This is a genomic window from Brevibacillus sp. WF146 (assembly GCF_001673705.2).
Taxonomy (GTDB): domain Bacteria; phylum Bacillota; class Bacilli; order Brevibacillales; family Brevibacillaceae; genus Brevibacillus; species Brevibacillus thermoruber.
Genome location: NZ_CP109943.1, coordinates 1,415,001 through 1,428,932, shown reverse-complemented (window position 1 = coordinate 1,428,932; position 13,932 = coordinate 1,415,001). Strand labels below are relative to the sequence as shown.

At 58.4% G+C, this 13,932-nt stretch carries 14 protein-coding genes, 15 tRNA genes and 1 rRNA gene (1 of these 30 cut by a window edge); 1 reads left to right on the top strand and 29 read right to left on the bottom strand.

Annotated features, from left to right (window positions below; translation table 11 throughout):
- Positions 1-112 precede the first annotated feature (112 nt).
- The 13 genes from A6764_RS06990 to A6764_RS06930 all read right to left on the bottom strand — a co-directional run bounded on the left by A6764_RS06990 (position 113) and on the right by A6764_RS06930 (position 9,314).
- Complete coding sequence (locus A6764_RS06990) at positions 113-775, bottom strand: DUF2953 domain-containing protein (RefSeq protein ID WP_065066980.1); 663 nt, start codon at positions 773-775, stop codon at positions 113-115.
- A 70-nt stretch (positions 776-845) separates the two neighbouring features.
- Positions 846-1,817, bottom strand: a complete 972-nt coding sequence (locus A6764_RS06985; protein WP_029099766.1) for an S-layer homology domain-containing protein — start codon at positions 1,815-1,817, stop codon at positions 846-848.
- A 143-nt stretch (positions 1,818-1,960) separates the two neighbouring features.
- Positions 1,961-2,626: a L,D-transpeptidase family protein gene (locus A6764_RS06980; protein ID WP_065066981.1), complete on the bottom strand. Its 666-nt coding sequence runs from the start codon at positions 2,624-2,626 to the stop codon at positions 1,961-1,963.
- A 27-nt stretch (positions 2,627-2,653) separates the two neighbouring features.
- Positions 2,654-3,259 (bottom strand): spore cortex-lytic enzyme, encoded by a 606-nt coding sequence (gene sleB / locus A6764_RS06975; protein ID WP_413541983.1) that lies wholly within the window; start codon positions 3,257-3,259, stop codon positions 2,654-2,656.
- A 131-nt stretch (positions 3,260-3,390) separates the two neighbouring features.
- Positions 3,391-3,741: a stage V sporulation protein AE gene (gene spoVAE, locus A6764_RS06970; protein WP_029099763.1), complete on the bottom strand. Its 351-nt coding sequence runs from the start codon at positions 3,739-3,741 to the stop codon at positions 3,391-3,393.
- Between the two features lies 1 nt (position 3,742).
- Positions 3,743-4,762 carry a stage V sporulation protein AD gene (gene spoVAD / locus A6764_RS06965; protein WP_029099762.1) on the bottom strand — a complete coding sequence of 340 codons (1,020 nt, stop codon included), beginning with the start codon at positions 4,760-4,762 and terminating at the stop codon, positions 3,743-3,745.
- Positions 4,763-4,765: 3 nt separating this feature from the next.
- Positions 4,766-5,239, bottom strand: a complete 474-nt coding sequence (spoVAC, locus tag A6764_RS06960) for a stage V sporulation protein AC (RefSeq protein ID WP_029099761.1) — start codon at positions 5,237-5,239, stop codon at positions 4,766-4,768.
- Between the two features lie 18 nt (positions 5,240-5,257).
- Positions 5,258-6,118 carry a DUF421 domain-containing protein gene (locus A6764_RS06955; protein ID WP_065066983.1) on the bottom strand — a complete coding sequence of 287 codons (861 nt, stop codon included), beginning with the start codon at positions 6,116-6,118 and terminating at the stop codon, positions 5,258-5,260.
- Positions 6,119-6,189: 71 nt separating this feature from the next.
- Positions 6,190-6,396, bottom strand: coding sequence for a DUF1657 domain-containing protein (locus A6764_RS06950; RefSeq protein WP_029099759.1), 207 nt, complete (start codon positions 6,394-6,396; stop codon positions 6,190-6,192).
- Between the two features lie 149 nt (positions 6,397-6,545).
- Positions 6,546-6,749, bottom strand: coding sequence for an alpha/beta-type small acid-soluble spore protein (locus A6764_RS06945; protein WP_029099758.1), 204 nt, complete (start codon positions 6,747-6,749; stop codon positions 6,546-6,548).
- 96 nt (positions 6,750-6,845) lie between these two features.
- Complete coding sequence (locus A6764_RS06940; protein WP_029099757.1) at positions 6,846-7,976, bottom strand: MGDG synthase family glycosyltransferase; 1,131 nt, start codon at positions 7,974-7,976, stop codon at positions 6,846-6,848.
- Entirely contained in the window at positions 7,973-8,560 is a 588-nt protein-coding gene (locus A6764_RS06935) for a YkoP family protein (RefSeq protein ID WP_029099756.1), read from the bottom strand. Before A6764_RS06935 ends, A6764_RS06940 begins: the two co-directional genes overlap by 4 nt.
- Before the next feature lie 103 nt (positions 8,561-8,663).
- Positions 8,664-9,314, bottom strand: coding sequence for a TerC family protein (locus A6764_RS06930; RefSeq protein ID WP_029099755.1), 651 nt, complete (start codon positions 9,312-9,314; stop codon positions 8,664-8,666).
- A 215-nt stretch (positions 9,315-9,529) separates the two neighbouring features.
- On the opposite strand from A6764_RS06930, the gene A6764_RS06925 reads away from it, so the two are divergent.
- Positions 9,530-10,660, top strand: a complete 1,131-nt coding sequence (locus A6764_RS06925) for a sensor histidine kinase (RefSeq protein WP_065066985.1) — start codon at positions 9,530-9,532, stop codon at positions 10,658-10,660.
- Positions 10,661-10,964: 304 nt separating this feature from the next.
- On the opposite strand, the gene A6764_RS06920 is transcribed toward A6764_RS06925, so the two are convergent.
- From A6764_RS06920 to A6764_RS06845, 16 genes are all read right to left on the bottom strand, one after another.
- A tRNA-Gly gene (locus tag A6764_RS06920) sits at positions 10,965-11,038 on the bottom strand.
- An 11-nt stretch (positions 11,039-11,049) separates the two neighbouring features.
- Positions 11,050-11,137, bottom strand: a tRNA-Leu gene (locus A6764_RS06915).
- Positions 11,138-11,208: 71 nt separating this feature from the next.
- A tRNA-Pro gene (locus A6764_RS06910) sits at positions 11,209-11,285 on the bottom strand.
- 87 nt (positions 11,286-11,372) lie between these two features.
- A tRNA-Arg gene (locus tag A6764_RS06905) sits at positions 11,373-11,449 on the bottom strand.
- A gap of 21 nt (positions 11,450-11,470) precedes the next feature.
- A tRNA-Gly gene (locus A6764_RS06900) sits at positions 11,471-11,546 on the bottom strand.
- A gap of 65 nt (positions 11,547-11,611) precedes the next feature.
- Positions 11,612-11,698: transfer RNA gene (locus A6764_RS06895), tRNA-Leu, on the bottom strand.
- Between the two features lie 68 nt (positions 11,699-11,766).
- A tRNA-Lys gene (locus tag A6764_RS06890) sits at positions 11,767-11,842 on the bottom strand.
- 19 nt (positions 11,843-11,861) lie between these two features.
- Positions 11,862-11,946 (bottom strand) — tRNA-Tyr (locus A6764_RS06885).
- Between the two features lie 13 nt (positions 11,947-11,959).
- Positions 11,960-12,035, bottom strand: a tRNA-Thr gene (locus A6764_RS06880).
- A gap of 81 nt (positions 12,036-12,116) precedes the next feature.
- Positions 12,117-12,193 (bottom strand) — tRNA-Asp (locus A6764_RS06875).
- 5 nt (positions 12,194-12,198) lie between these two features.
- Positions 12,199-12,275 (bottom strand) — tRNA-Met (locus A6764_RS06870).
- Between the two features lie 24 nt (positions 12,276-12,299).
- Positions 12,300-12,375, bottom strand: a tRNA-Val gene (locus A6764_RS06865).
- Between the two features lie 89 nt (positions 12,376-12,464).
- Positions 12,465-12,541 (bottom strand) — tRNA-Glu (locus tag A6764_RS06860).
- Positions 12,542-12,549: 8 nt separating this feature from the next.
- A tRNA-Thr gene (locus tag A6764_RS06855) sits at positions 12,550-12,625 on the bottom strand.
- A 7-nt stretch (positions 12,626-12,632) separates the two neighbouring features.
- Positions 12,633-12,708, bottom strand: a tRNA-Asn gene (locus tag A6764_RS06850).
- Between the two features lie 58 nt (positions 12,709-12,766).
- A 23S ribosomal RNA gene (locus A6764_RS06845) occupies positions 12,767-13,932 on the bottom strand (it continues 1,808 nt past the right edge of the window).

Sequence of the window (13,932 nt, the reverse complement as noted above, 5' to 3'; positions counted from 1 at the left end):
AGCATGCCCAAAAGAAGAACGGGGCATGTACCGGGGGCTGATTTCATCCGCTTGGGGGGAACAGGCTCCGTCCGCTTCCGGACGTCCATTATATGCAGCTTCATATGCAGCTTCATGCCTCGGACGGCGCCGTTTTCCACTCCCGTCGGCGCCCTATTTGCCATCGGAGCAAAAGGCGCACGCCGGCCAGCATCGCGTGTCCCAGCCAAACATGCAGGATGCAGCGAAACTGCGTCCGGATCACTTCCTGGTTCCAGACCGGCTGCACGCTGAGGCGAGGCATGCTGCGCAGCGAGACAGCGCCGGAAAAGACGCTCACCAGCATGCTTTTGACACCCCAGACGAGCCCCAGCAGCGTGCCTGTTTCCGCCGCTCCTCCCGTTCCCAACACGGTGTGCCACTCCAGGCGGGAACAGCGGATCTTCCGGAAAAAGGCCCGGGCCACCGGCTGCAGGTCGTGCACCCGTTTCAGCAGGTCCTGGTACTTTTTCATCCACTGCTTCACCTGCTTGAAGTTGACGTCCTGAATCGAATCGTCCATCTCCGACCGCTTGTGCACCTTTTCCACCTTTACTTTCAATTCCGGGCCCTGCCGCGTCGGCTTTTGCAGCAGGACCGGCAGTTCGTACTTTCGCCTGAACAGACGAAACCAGGCGGAGAACTCCACCACGAGATGGTCGTTTTCCCCGACCCGACCGTACTCGATCGCGATCCGTACCGGCGTCACGGCCGCCAACGCCACCAGGGCAAGGATGCCCACTACCAGCCAGCCCATCAAAAAAATCCCACCCTTTCCCCGTTAGTATGAATGGAAAGAGTGGGAATTATGTTCCATGTATTGTATGTCAATCCAGAATGTAGACGCGCACGTCCTTTTGCAGTCCGTGGTTGGCCGCTTCCCGCAGGGTCGGCAGGAACAAATCCACGTGACGCTGTTTGACCGCCCCTCCGATGTCGGCCGCCACCGCGTAGCCGTACCCGTCAATGTACAGGTGGCTGCCCAGCGGAATGACGTTGGGGTCGACCGCCACGACTCCCTTGCGCAGCGGGTAGCCCAGATAGGAGAACACATCGTCGGTCGGGTAGCTGTACGCCGTCGTCTGCACCGTCAGCATCCTGACGTACGGCGTACCGATCTTGGCCAGCCTCTGCTGCGCCGCGTTCGCCTTGTCCGGCAGCAGGTGGAGGGCCGCATACGTGGCCGCTTCCGCTCGGGTCATCGGCTTGTTCGGCTGCAGGGTGCCGTCTGGATAGGCACCGACCAGACCGTTCTGCAGCGCGTACACAAACGGCCGCTGGAACATTTCCTCCACCGCTTCCCCGTCCGGATAGCGCTGAAGCGTCTTGACGGAAGCGGTCCAGCCGAGCTGGTTCACCTTTCCGCTGTCTCCGGTCGCCCGCGTCAGGATGGAGACCAGTTCTTCCCGCTGCACGGGTTTGTCGGGATGCAGGTACACCCGTCCGCCTTCCTTCCGGCCGTGGATGATCCCCAGCCGGTATGCGGTTTCGGCGTAGGGGGCCAGCCAACTGTCACGCGGCACGTCTGCAAACGGCGAGGCATCGTCCGCCACTGGCTCAATCCCTTTTGCTTTGAGAAACATTGCGATCAATTCGCCGCGGGTGACCGGCTCGTCCGGACGGAAGCGGTCCGCCCTTTCAACGCCCCCCGCTATGTACAGGTTTTCGATTTCGTTTTCAGCCCAATGTCCGCCAACGTCAACAAACGGTGTGGTTGCAGGTGTTGTCTCCGCCTCTGCCGCCGGCGCGCCCATCCCGAAGATGGCTGCCAGAGAGGCCAGGATCAGCATCTTTCTCATCATCAACCTCCTGAAACAAACATGCTGGTTTTCTCTCGTTTCATTCTATCGAAATATTGTCAGAAAACAACCTACAATGTTTGCCAGCGATTTCCCGCTTTCCCACCAAAGAGGAAACCCCTTTCCTGCGAACAGGAAAGGGGTTACTCGACAATGCCCAAATAGACCAAATCCTCAAATCGGATCTGCCCTGTCACGGGAAGACCTTCTCCTTTCTGGAACCGAAAGACGGCCCGTTCCGTCGGCTGGTCAAAACGGCCGTGAACCTTGCCCTCGTAGTAACCGGCGGCCTTTAGGCGATTTTGCACCAGTTTGACCAGCGCTCCGCGGCTCCCCGGAACCAGAATGCGATAGGTCAGCCGCTCGTGCCCCATGATCGGTCCGTCGATGATGACCGGCGTCCGGATGCGGACATGCGGATAGAGCTTTTCGATGTCCCGGTTTCGCATCCGAAAGCAGCCGTGGCTGACAAAACGTCCGATCTGCTCCGGCCTGTTGGTGCCGTGTATGCCGTACGTGCCCCACTCCACATCAATGCCCAGCCATCTGGACCCAAATCCTCCGCCCCAGTTCTTCGATTTCTGAATGACGGAATAGACCCCGATCGGCGAAGGCGTATCGACGGCGCCGGGAGCGATCGGGAAAGACGCCAGCACTTCTCCCGTTGACGTGCGAAGGTAGAGCCGCTTCTTCCACAGATTCACGTACAGATGGACAGACGCCTTCTCTTCCGGCTGCTTGGCCGAAACCGGCGAGACGGGGGCGTACAATGCAAACAACAGGGTGAGAACCGTGAGAATTGGTCGCATGACAACTCCATCGCTCCGTTGGGGGTATTATCGTGCGAAAATGTGTTGACCGATCTGTTTGATCTGCGGGCGGGACCAGATCCAGCGGGACGTCGCCGTAGCCGGGTTGAAGTAGTACAGGGCACCGCCCGACGGGTCCCAGCCGCGAACCGCGTCGTACGCTGCGCGATACGCCGTTTGATCCGGAGCGAGCCAGAACTGGCCGTCGTCAACCGCGGTAAAGGCGTACGGTTCAAAGATGATGCCCTTTACCGTATGAGGGAATTGGGGCGACTGCAAACGGTTCATTACGACAGCGGCCACAGCCACCTGCCCGACATACGGTTCACCGCGCGCTTCCGCGTGCACCAGTCGGGCCAGCAGTACCATTTCCTCGCGGTTGACCGATACTTGTTTCAACATCCGCCAGGTTTGCCGGCCGGCGATCCCGTCGACGGCCAACCCGTAGTTGCGCTGAAACTGCATGACGGCTTGTCGGGTGTGCGGTCCGAATATTCCATCCAGCGGCTGCTGGTAGTACCCGAGCACCTGCAGCCGGTACTGCAGGTCCCAAACGTCTCCGCCCTGGCTCCCCTGTTTCAGCAAGGGGGCCGCCGAAGCAGGCGCAGCCGTCAAAATCAGCGCGACAAGCAGTGTCAACAGCAGGGTGGTTCCCGTTTTTCGCTTGAACACTGATCATCCCTCCTCAAGCCACCATTCTAGCTTTTGGATGAATGCGGTTCAATTCGAGGTTTCTGGCACTTCTGGAAAACAGTTCTGTCCCGCTACCCTTTGGGACGAAAGACCAATGCTGCAAAAAAGCCAAACACGATCGCGGCGGAGATGCCGGCGCTGGTCACCTCGAAAATGCCGGTGATGACGCCCACCAATCCATGTCTTTCCGCCTCGGCCATCGCCCCGTGCACCAGCGCGTTGCCAAAACTGGTGATGGGGACGGTTGCCCCGGCACCGGCAAACCTGATCAGCGGATCGTACAGGCCGACGCCGTCAAGCACGGCGCCGGCCACCACCAGCGAGGACATGGTGTGGGCTGGCGTCAGCTTCACGACATCGAGCAAAAATTGGCCGATGAGACAAATGGTCCCTCCCACCAAGAACGCCCAGAGAAACGTCATCTTATCCCTCCTCGTTCGGCTCCGCCTCGATGGCCACGGCGTGGGCGATGCACGGAATGCTCTCCCCCTGCTGGTAGGAAATGGGGGAAAGCAGCGCCCCCGTCGCCACCACCAGCATCCGTTTCCACGCGCCCGCCCTCATCCGGTTGAGCAGATGGCCGTACGTGACGGTGGCGACACACCCGCATCCGCTGCCGCCCGACCAGACGGTGGGATTGTCCCCGTAGATCATCCGGCCGCAGTCCTGGTAGCGATCCAGCGGAATGTGGAGGTTGTGCTTGGGCAGCAGTTCCGACAGAATCGAATGGCCCACTTTTCCCAGGTCTCCGGTCACCACCAGGTCGTAATGATCGTGGGGCAGCCCCAGGTCGCGAAAATGGGCTTCCAGCGTGGCCAGGGCGGCCGGCGCCATGGCGGCTCCCATGTTGAACGGATCGGACAAGCCCATGTCCACCACCCGCCCAATCGTGGCGGCGACGACCTGCGGGCCTTTTCCCTGGCGAGCGACGACCGCCGCTCCCGCCCCCGTGACCGTCCATTGGGCCGTGGGCGGTTTCTGCGAACCGTACTCGGTCGGGTAGCGGTACTGCTTTTCCGCCGATCCGTTGTGGCTGGCGGTTGCGGCCAGCACGTAATCGGCCGACTGGCTGTCCACCAGCAGGGCCCCCAGCGCCAGACTTTCCATCGCGGTGGAGCAGGCGCCGAACAGTCCCAGGTAGGGAATCCCCAGCGTCCGGGCGGAAAAGCTGGCGGTGATGAGCTGGTTCGTCAGATCGCCGGCCAGCAGGAAATGGATGTCGTCCTTTCGCAGCGTGGCTTTTTCCACCGCCTTGTCGCAGGCTTCCTCCAGCAGGACCTTCTCGGCCTTTTCCCAACTGTCCTGGCCCATCATCAAATCGCCGTGCAGCGTGTCAAAATCGTCGGCCAGCGGCCCCTTGGCTTCAAACGGGCCGCCGATCGCCGCCGAACCGACGATCACCGGCCTGGAAGGAAAGACCCACGACTGATGACCCTGTCTCATGCGCTACCCTCCCATTCTGATCAGCGTTTTAATCAACCCGATGACAAACGCGGACGTCACGCCGAACACGATGACCGATCCGGCCAGTCTGAACATGTTGCCGCCCACTCCGAGCACAAACCCTTCGCTGCGATGTTCGATCGCCGCCGACGCGATGGAGTTGGCAAAGCCGGTGACCGGCACGCTGGTTCCGGCCCCCGCCCACTGGGCGATGCGATCGTACACCCCGAGTCCCGTCAACAGGGCGGAGAGAAAAATCAGTACGGCCACGGTGGGGTTGCCTGCCGTCTTTTCGGTAAAGTGAAAGTAATGGATGAAACCTTCTTGAATTGCCTGCCCCAGCAGACAGATCAGGCCGCCGACGAGAAACGCCCGGACGAAGTTTTTCAGCAAGGGGCGCGGCGGCTCGTGCCGTTTGGCCAACTGCTGATACTGCTGCTGGGTGGGCGTCAGCTTTTTCTTTTTCTGGTCCGCCATTCGGGTTCCCTCCTTTCCTTATTGGGTCAACAGCGGCTTCATCCGGTCGATCACGCGCTGCAGATGCTCCGCGTCCTTTTCGTAAACCTGTTTGGTCTGCTTGTTTTTCGTCGACAAGGCGAACATCTCCAGATCCGCCTGGCACTTCTTCAAGAGCGCGTAGGTCAGCTTCAATTCTTGAGAGGGCGCCACCTTGATCTTGTCGTCGTACAAATCCAGGTAGAGCTGCCCGGCCCGGTCCACCTGGCCGAGAAACACGTTCTCCAGAGCCACGCCCGCTTTTTGCAGTTCCATGCGCACCCAGTTGCGGTTCAGTCCCAGATTGGCCAGCGATTCGTCCATGATGTTGCCGTCCATGATCACCGCCTGCGGTTCTTCCGCCTGTGCGACGGGCAGGTCCAGATCCTGCGGGGTGACCGGTCGATGCTGCGATTTCAGCAGCACGCTTACCTCGCCGCTCGTCTCCATCAGCGCAAATTCCACGTCCGCCACGCGGAACACGTTTTTCATACGCAGTTGCTCCATCAGGTCTTCCGTCGTCAGCCGCTCTTTTTTCAGGTTGTCTTCCAAAATCTTGCCGTCCTTGATCAGGATGGTGGCCTGTCCTTCCACCACGTTGCGGATCGCCTTGCTTTTCAGCGAAAGCCACTCCATTAATACCGGAAAGAGGGCAAAGATCGTCATGGCGATGAGGCTGTGAAACATCGGACCGTCCATGTCGGTCGCCATGAATGCCGCGATGGACCCGATCGAAATACCCACGATGTACTCGATGTATGTAAGCTGTCTGATCTGCCGCTTGCCGATCAGCTTCGTCAAAATGAACAGGTACACCAGTGCCACTACGGAGCGGATGACGATGTTGATCCACTCAGGCATTGTGCTCACCTCCCGGCTTGGCGTGGAGAGGAGAGAGCGAGTCCCTCTCCCCGTCCTGCGAATGAACCAGTTTAAAATCCTTTGTATTGAGGCTCTTCGTTCTCCAGTTCCGTTACCCGCTGCTCCAGATTGGTGACGATCGACTGCGTTTGCTGGGCCGCCTGGGTGTACAATTGCTTTGCCTGTTGATTTTGCGTGCTGAGCGCGAACTGCTCCAGGTTGGCCTGCGCCCCTTTCAGGCTGGCCAGCGTTTGTTTGACTTGCGATGCGACGGTCATTTGTTTTCACCTCCTAGCACCTATAGATTCAACAAAGGGAAGCAAAATATTCTTCCCCGAACGATCCAGTTTTTTCTATTTTTTTACAGACAACAAATCAAAAAGGAAAGACACCCGGTCAGGTGCCTTTCCACATCCAACCTATTTGGTTATGCACGGCCAGCGAGCTGTTGTTCAGCGAAGGACACCAGACGCTTGGTGATTTCTCCTCCGACGGAACCGTTTTGACGGGAAGTGGTGTCTGCGCCCAGCTGTACACCAAACTCGGCAGCGATTTCATACTTCAGTTGGTCCAGAGCTTGGTTGGCTTGCGGCACCAGCAGGTTGTTGCTGGATCGGTTGTTGTTCGGCATTTGTATTCACCTCCTCGTTGTTTGTAGCTTTAATATGTGTGATGGCCGATTGCTTCATTCATTGTCACAGCGGGATTTCACTGGCAATTTATAGCGTTATAGCGTGAGCAGATAGTCCGCGATGCGCCGGGCCGCATCGGGTTGGCGAAGTGCATCCATGCGGCGGACCATCTCCTCCCGCTCTTCCGGTCGGCGCCGCCAGCGAACGATCATGGCGGCGATCTCCTCGGGCTTTTCCGCCCACACGGCGGCCTGCTGCCCGAGCAAAAACGACAGGTTGTGGCGCTCCTGCCCCGGCAGCGGCCGATACAGGATCAGCGGCGTCCGGAGCGCCAGCGCTTCCGCACAACTGATGCCGCCCGGCTTGGTGACATAGGCGTCGGCAGCGCCGATCCACTCCCAGATGGACGGCTCGTACCCTTTTACCACGAGGCGGTGAAGCGGATGGGGCCGTTCGGCGACCAGCGACAGCCGCTGCCTGATCGGCTCGTTTTTTCCCACGATCACCACGATGTGCAGCGGTTCCGTCACGTCCAACAAGGACCGGACCACTTCCTCCATGCCGCCGTGGCCGCCCTCTCCCCCGCTCACCAGCACGGTAAACCGGTCGGGCGACAATCCCGTCCGCTCTTTCCAGGACGCTTTCTCTTCCCGCGCCGCCGCGGCAAACGCCGGACGCACCGGAATGCCGTACACGCGAATCTTTTCCCGTGCCACGCCGTGACGCCGCTCCAGAAGCTCCGCCAGCCGCTCGTGCGCCACGACGTAGGCGTCAATCTCGGGATGCACCCAAAACCGGTTGACATGGAAGTCGGTCGGAATGCTGACCAACCGGAACCGCTTGCCGGCTTTTTGCTTGGCGTGCGCCAGGGCGGACAAGCAGTAGGCGTGAGTGGCGGCGACCACGTCCGGCTGTTCCCGCTCCAGCAGTTCGCGGAGCAGACGGCGCGCCAGAAAGGCCCCCATCGGCTTGGCCAGGGCGGTTCCCCACATCTGTTCGCGGTCGTACAGACGCTGCCAGAGCATCGGACTATAGCGCAGCATCTGCCCATAAAAAAAACGGGACAGCTCCCGCAGTGCCGGGCTGGCCGACTGCAATCCGCCCTCCACGCGGGCGTACACGCCGGGACAGCGTTCCACCGCCGCCTCGCGCAGCGCTTCCGCCGCCATCCGGTGTCCGCTGCCGGCCCACTCCTCGGTGACAACCAACAGGCGCTTCCCGTTCACTGCCGATCACCTGCCGGTTCCGGCTGCCGGGGCAGATAACGGCGAAGCAGCTCCTCTTTGGACATGTACACCCGCTTCAGCGGCATCTCGCGGTCCCATCGCTCGATGCGCCGCTTTCCGTCAGGATGGATCAGGCGCACCATCAGTCTGAGATACCAGCGCTTGTAGCGAAAAAACCAGGTCATCGGCACGTCGGAGATGGAAAACCCGAGCGGTTTCACTCCCTTGTGAAGCATCGTGGTGCCGACGACGCCCTTGATGCGGTCCCGCTCCTCATGCCCGTCCAGATACGCCGCCAACTGCGGCAGGGAGCGCATGATGTGGTGACGGAGCAGCAAAGTCACCCGCAGGTCGTCCTTTACGCCCTTGCATAGAGTGGCAAAATAATAATTGTGGATATGCAGTTTCAAGATCAGATCCCCGTGGCAAATGACGCGTTGATCGCTTGTGACGAGCGGCTCTCCCCGGTAGCGCAAAAGAACGATGCGAAAAATGTTGTTGCCTTTGTCAATGTATCTGAGCCGGGTGCATCGTTGGTAGATCGTGTCCCAAACGCCCCACAACATCAAGATGCCCGTATTCATCTGCGATCGGATCCTTTCTCCGTCTGGGTTTCTTCTTAGGTAGTATGCCCCGAACCCTCTCGCGAAAACACCGGGAAATCCGCCTTGCCCGCCCGCCGGCTCCTCACGTTTTCCCAAAGCGGCCCAGCGCCATCACCGCCGCCGCCACCAAAATCGGCAGCCAGGCGTGATTCAGGAGAAGCGGATTGAGTACTTTCCAGACGTACGGATCCTCCAGACACATGTCCGCCGCCGTGTAGGCCAGAACGCCTCCGCCGGCGATCACCAAGCCGTGGAAGCGGTTCATCAGCCGCGAAATCCAGGCGCTCCCCCACATCAAGAGGGGAATGCTCATGCCCAGCCCCAGGATCACCAGCACGATATCCCCATGCGCGGCTCCGCCCACCGCCAGCACATTGTCCAAGCTCATGACAAAATCGGCCAACAGGATCGTCTTGACAGCCTGGCCGACATTGCCGCCGTACTTGACCTCGATCGTCTCCTCCTGGCCGCCGAGGATCAGCTTGCAGGCAATCCACAGGAGCAGAAGCCCCCCCACCGCCTTGACCAGCGGAATGTCCAGCATCCAGGTGGTCATGCCGGTCAACGCGACGCGCAGCACGATGGCCCCGAGCGTTCCGTAGAGGACGGCCCGCCGGCGTTCCCGCTCCGGCAGTCTCCGGCAGGCCATGCCGATGACGACGGCGTTATCGCTGCTGAGCACGACGTCTATCAGAAAAATGTGCACGAATCCCAGCCAAAATTGCCCGTCCATCTCCGCCTCCCCTGCCCGTCTGAAGTTTGTCCTTCTTACTCTATGCGCCCGTTTGCGGACTGATGAGCGCTTTTCTTTCCGAAAAAAGGCGAGAAAACACGGTTTTTGTAGAAAAATACTTCCATAAAAAAACATTTTAATGCGAAAATTAGGATAAACATACCTTGTTTTTCTGGGCGTCCTTCCGTACGATTAAAGTTGGGGTGGGAAAAGCTATGGCGGAAACTGTGTCTCTAAACCTTCACGATGTTTCACAGAAAATTCTTGATATGGCGCCTACGATCACGACGCTGTGGCTGCAGGAAATCGTGATCAGCATGGAAACCCCGTTGACGATTCCCCGCAATTTTGCCGAGAAGCGGACGGTGCTCTTGGCTCGCTATCTGGTGGAAGATGTCGACGGTGACATGCAGGCCTGGTCGCTGGACATGGGCGAATGGCTGCGCTCCCAGGAGTTCCCGTTTTCATCCATCTTGCGTACCTATCAGTTGTACCGGAACGTATTCTGGCGGGTCCTCCGTCCGGAGCTGCAGCAGTGGTCGTTGGCGCCGGAAGAGATGCTGTACCTGGAAACACAGTTGGGAAAAGCCATGGATGAGAGCGTCTTCTGGGCCGTGTACCACTTCGAGCAAATGATCAATCAGGAGCTCGTCCAAAAGGAAGAAACCATCTCCTATTTGCACAACGACAAATTGACCATGCTGGGCAAAATCGCCGCCAACATGGCTCATGAACTGCGCAACCCTTTGTGTGCGATCGAGGGCTTCTTGAAGCTGATCGCCGAATCGACCCAGGGGCAGGACAAGCTGCAGTCCTACATCCAGGTGGTCATGCACGAATTTGAAAACCTGCACCGGCAGATTACCGGCTTCCTCAGCTTTTCGAAAAAGCCGATTCTGGACGAGGTTTACAAGACGGTCGAAATCGGACAAGTCCTCTACGACGTGGAGCTGCTGATTACGCCGCGGCTGGTCGGGGAAAACATTCGCTTTGAAAAGCACATTGAGCCATGCACCCTGCACTGCTACGAAGAAGGACTCAAGCAGGTGCTGGTCAATCTGCTCAACAACGCCATCGATGCCGTCCAAACCCGCACGAACAAGTCGATCCGTGTCATCTCGCACTGCGAGGGCGGATGGCTGCGGTTGATTGTGGAAAACAACGGGGAAATGATCCCGGCGGAGATCGTGGAAAATCTGTTTCAGCCGTTTTTTACCACCAAGCAGAACGGCACGGGGATCGGTCTGTCCATCTGCAAAAACATCATTGAAAAGCACAACGGCACCATCTCCTGCGAATCCACGGAGGAGTCCACCCGCTTTATCGTGAGGCTGCCGTTTTCTTGAGACCGTCTTCCTGCGTTCGGCTGAACGGCCATCACCGAAAAAAAACCTCCTGCTCGGTGCAGGAGGCGAGGCAAGAGATCCGTTACCTATCGGGTAAGCGATCTTAGCCTTACTCTACACGAAAACATATGTTTCTACCACCCTCAACCTTATGACACTTTTCGACATTTTCAGCCAGACGGCATGCAGGAGCGGCTCACTCTCTGCTCGAGGGAGGGCCGCTCCTGCTGTTGGCGGCCGAGCGCTCTCGGACACATACAAAAGCAGACGGACACGTGCAGTCCGTCTGCTTCTTTATCGCGTATGGAGCGGGTGATGGGAATCGAACCCACGCGACCAGCTTGGAAGGCTGGGGTTCTACCATTGAACTACACCCGCACGGCATGTGTTGGTGCCGAGGACCGGACTTGAACCGGTACGGGAGAAACTCCCGACAGATTTTAAGTCTGTTGCGTCTGCCTATTCCGCCACCCCGGCGCTGTTTTGGGCCTCCCCGAAAAACGTCCGCATACTCCTTGGGAGCATCCGTCCCTTTTTTGGAAAAAACATGGTCGGGAAGACAGGATTCGAACCTGCGACCCCTTGGTCCCAAGCCAAGTACTCTACCAAGCTGAGCTACTTCCCGTTGGATGCGGAGATGCGGGAGGGTGGAGGAGAGACAAAACGGCGCGGCCGGTTCGCTTCCCCCAGCAACCCCTTCACCTCTGAACGATGGCGTGCCCTGAGAGATTCGAACTCCCGACCTTTTGATTCGTAGTCAAACGCTCTATCCGGCTGAGCTAAGGGCACATGTTTGGGTAGAAATAAAAATGGAGCGGACGACGGGTCTCGAACCCGCGACCTTCGCCTTGGCAAGGCGACGCTCTACCAATTGAGCTACGTCCGCATTCACAACACCCCGACAAAAGCCGGTTGGGCTTGAAAAGCTTTCGCCATCTGGGGCAACGTATATGGTGCGGTCGAGAGGACTTGAACCTCCACGGTGTTGCCACCACTAGAACCTGAATCTAGCGCGTCTGCCAATTCCGCCACGACCGCACGGTATGATGTTTTCGCGATTCGCTATGTAGCTGTCTTCCCGCAGCCACTGTGTGTGGGAAAAAAACTGGTGAGCCATGAAGGACTCGAACCTTCGACCCTCTGATTAAAAGTCAGATGCTCTACCAACTGAGCTAATGGCTCATATCGTGGTAAGGAGAAGTGGTGGGGAGAGACGGATTCGAACCGCCGAACCCAGAGGGAGCAGATTTACAGTCTGCCGCGTTTAGCCACTTCGCTATCTCCCCATGGTCGTTCTCCTGGTGCCGGCGATAGGAATCGAACCCACAACCCCCTGATTACAAGTCAGGTGCTCTACCAATTGAGCTACACCGGCGTACCTGGCTTATTATAGCACACCCATTGTCGATGTCAACTGCGTGCCATCGCAAGTAGGTTGCGCACATCTTCGAAAAGATGGCGGAGCTGACGGGACTCGAACCCGCGACCTCCGGTGTGACAGACCGGCGTGAACTCCAGCTTCACCACAGCTCCATATTTGGTTGCGGGAGCAGGATTTGAACCTGCGACCTTCGGGTTATGAGCCCGACGAGCTACCGGACTGCTCCATCCCGCGACGATGATAATCATTCTGCAGTAATGGTGGAGGCTGACGGGATCGAACCGCCGACCCTCTGCTTGTAAGGCAGATGCTCTCCCAGCTGAGCTAAGCCTCCACGCCGCCCCGCAAAGGGAACCAGTGCTTCCAAACAAGCTCCGATTCCTTTGCGGAGCCCGGATCCCATGATCCAGGGACATTTTGCTATGGTGACCCGTAGGGGATTCGAACCCCTGTATGACAGCGTGAAAGGCTGCTGTGTTAAACCACTTCACCAACGGGCCAAGTGTTATGGTGCTCCCGACAGGAATCGAACCTGCGACCTCTTCCTTACCATGGAAGCGCTCTACCGACTGAGCTACAGGAGCAGATGAATGGCTCCTCGGGAGGGACTCGAACCCCCGACCGATCGGTTAACAGCCGATTGCTCTACCGACTGAGCTACCGAGGAACGTTGAAGACTTCACGCCTTCAAAACTGGATACGCATGGGTGGCAGTGGATTATGGAGTGGATAAGTCCTCGACCGATTAGTATTCGTCAGCTCCACGCGTTGCCGCGCTTCCACACCGAACCTATCAACCTCATCGTCTTTGAGGGGTCTTACCAGCTTGACGCTGTGGGAAGTCTCATCTTGGAGGGGGCTTCACGCTTAGATGCTTTCAGCGCTTATCCCGTCCGCACATAGCTACCCAGCTGTGCTCCTGGCGGAACAACTGGTGCACCAGCGGTGCGTCCATCCCGGTCCTCTCGTACTAAGGACAGCTCTCCTCAAACTTCCTGCGCCCGCGACAGATAGGGACCGAACTGTCTCACGACGTTCTGAACCCAGCTCGCGTACCGCTTTAATGGGCGAACAGCCCAACCCTTGGGACCTACTTCAGCCCCAGGATGCGATGAGCCGACATCGAGGTGCCAAACCTCCCCGTCGATGTGGACTCTTGGGGGAGATAAGCCTGTTATCCCCAGGGTAGCTTTTATCCGTTGAGCGATGGCCCTTCCATGCGGAACCACCGGATCACTAAGCCCGACTTTCGTCCCTGCTCGACTTGTAGGTCTCGCAGTCAAGCTCCCTTCTGCCTTTACACTCTACGAATGATTTCCGACCATTCTGAGGGAACCTTTGGGCGCCTCCGTTACCTTTTAGGAGGCGACCGCCCCAGTCAAACTGCCCACCTGACACTGTTCCCCGACCCGATCAGGGCCGCGGGTTAGAACTCCGATACGATCAGGGTGGTATCCCAACGGCGCCTCCACCGATGCTGGCGCACCGGCTTCTCAGGCTCCCACCTATTCTGTACAGATCGTACCAAAGTCCAATATCAGGCTACAGTAAAGCTCCATGGGGTCTTTCCGTCTTGTCGCGGGTAACCTGCATCTTCACAGGTATTATGATTTCACCGGGTCTCTTGCCGAGACAGCGCCCAAGTCGTTACGCCTTTCGTGCGGGTCGGAACTTACCCGACAAGGAATTTCGCTACCTTAGGACCGTTATAGTTACGGCCGCCGTTTACTGGGGCTTCGGTTCAAAGCTTCGCTTGCGCTAACTCATCCCCTTAACCTTCCAGCACCGGGCAGGCGTCAGCCCCTATACTTCGCCTTGCGGCTTCGCAGAGACCTGTGTTTTTGCTAAACAGTCGCTTGGGCCTTTTCACTGCGGCCCCCTCGGGCTGTTA

Excerpts from the sequence above, each read along its gene's own strand:
- A6764_RS06990 (WP_065066980.1), bottom strand. The coding sequence starts at position 775 with ATGGGCTGGCTGGTAGTGGGCATCCTTGCCCTGGTGGCGTTGGCGGCC.
- A6764_RS06985 (WP_029099766.1), bottom strand. The coding sequence starts at position 1,817 with ATGAGAAAGATGCTGATCCTGGCCTCTCTGGCAGCCATCTTCGGGATG.
- A6764_RS06980 (WP_065066981.1), bottom strand. The coding sequence starts at position 2,626 with ATGCGACCAATTCTCACGGTTCTCACCCTGTTGTTTGCATTGTACGCC.
- spoVAE (WP_029099763.1), bottom strand. The coding sequence starts at position 3,741 with ATGACGTTTCTCTGGGCGTTCTTGGTGGGAGGGACCATTTGTCTCATC.
- spoVAD (WP_029099762.1), bottom strand. The coding sequence starts at position 4,762 with ATGAGACAGGGTCATCAGTCGTGGGTCTTTCCTTCCAGGCCGGTGATC.
- spoVAC (WP_029099761.1), bottom strand. The coding sequence starts at position 5,239 with ATGGCGGACCAGAAAAAGAAAAAGCTGACGCCCACCCAGCAGCAGTAT.
- A6764_RS06955 (WP_065066983.1), bottom strand. The coding sequence starts at position 6,118 with ATGCCTGAGTGGATCAACATCGTCATCCGCTCCGTAGTGGCACTGGTG.
- A6764_RS06950 (WP_029099759.1), bottom strand. The coding sequence starts at position 6,396 with ATGACCGTCGCATCGCAAGTCAAACAAACGCTGGCCAGCCTGAAAGGG.
- A6764_RS06945 (WP_029099758.1), bottom strand. The coding sequence starts at position 6,749 with ATGCCGAACAACAACCGATCCAGCAACAACCTGCTGGTGCCGCAAGCC.
- A6764_RS06935 (WP_029099756.1), bottom strand. The coding sequence starts at position 8,560 with ATGAATACGGGCATCTTGATGTTGTGGGGCGTTTGGGACACGATCTAC.
- A6764_RS06930 (WP_029099755.1), bottom strand. The coding sequence starts at position 9,314 with ATGGACGGGCAATTTTGGCTGGGATTCGTGCACATTTTTCTGATAGAC.
- A6764_RS06925 (WP_065066985.1), top strand. The coding sequence starts at position 9,530 with ATGGCGGAAACTGTGTCTCTAAACCTTCACGATGTTTCACAGAAAATT.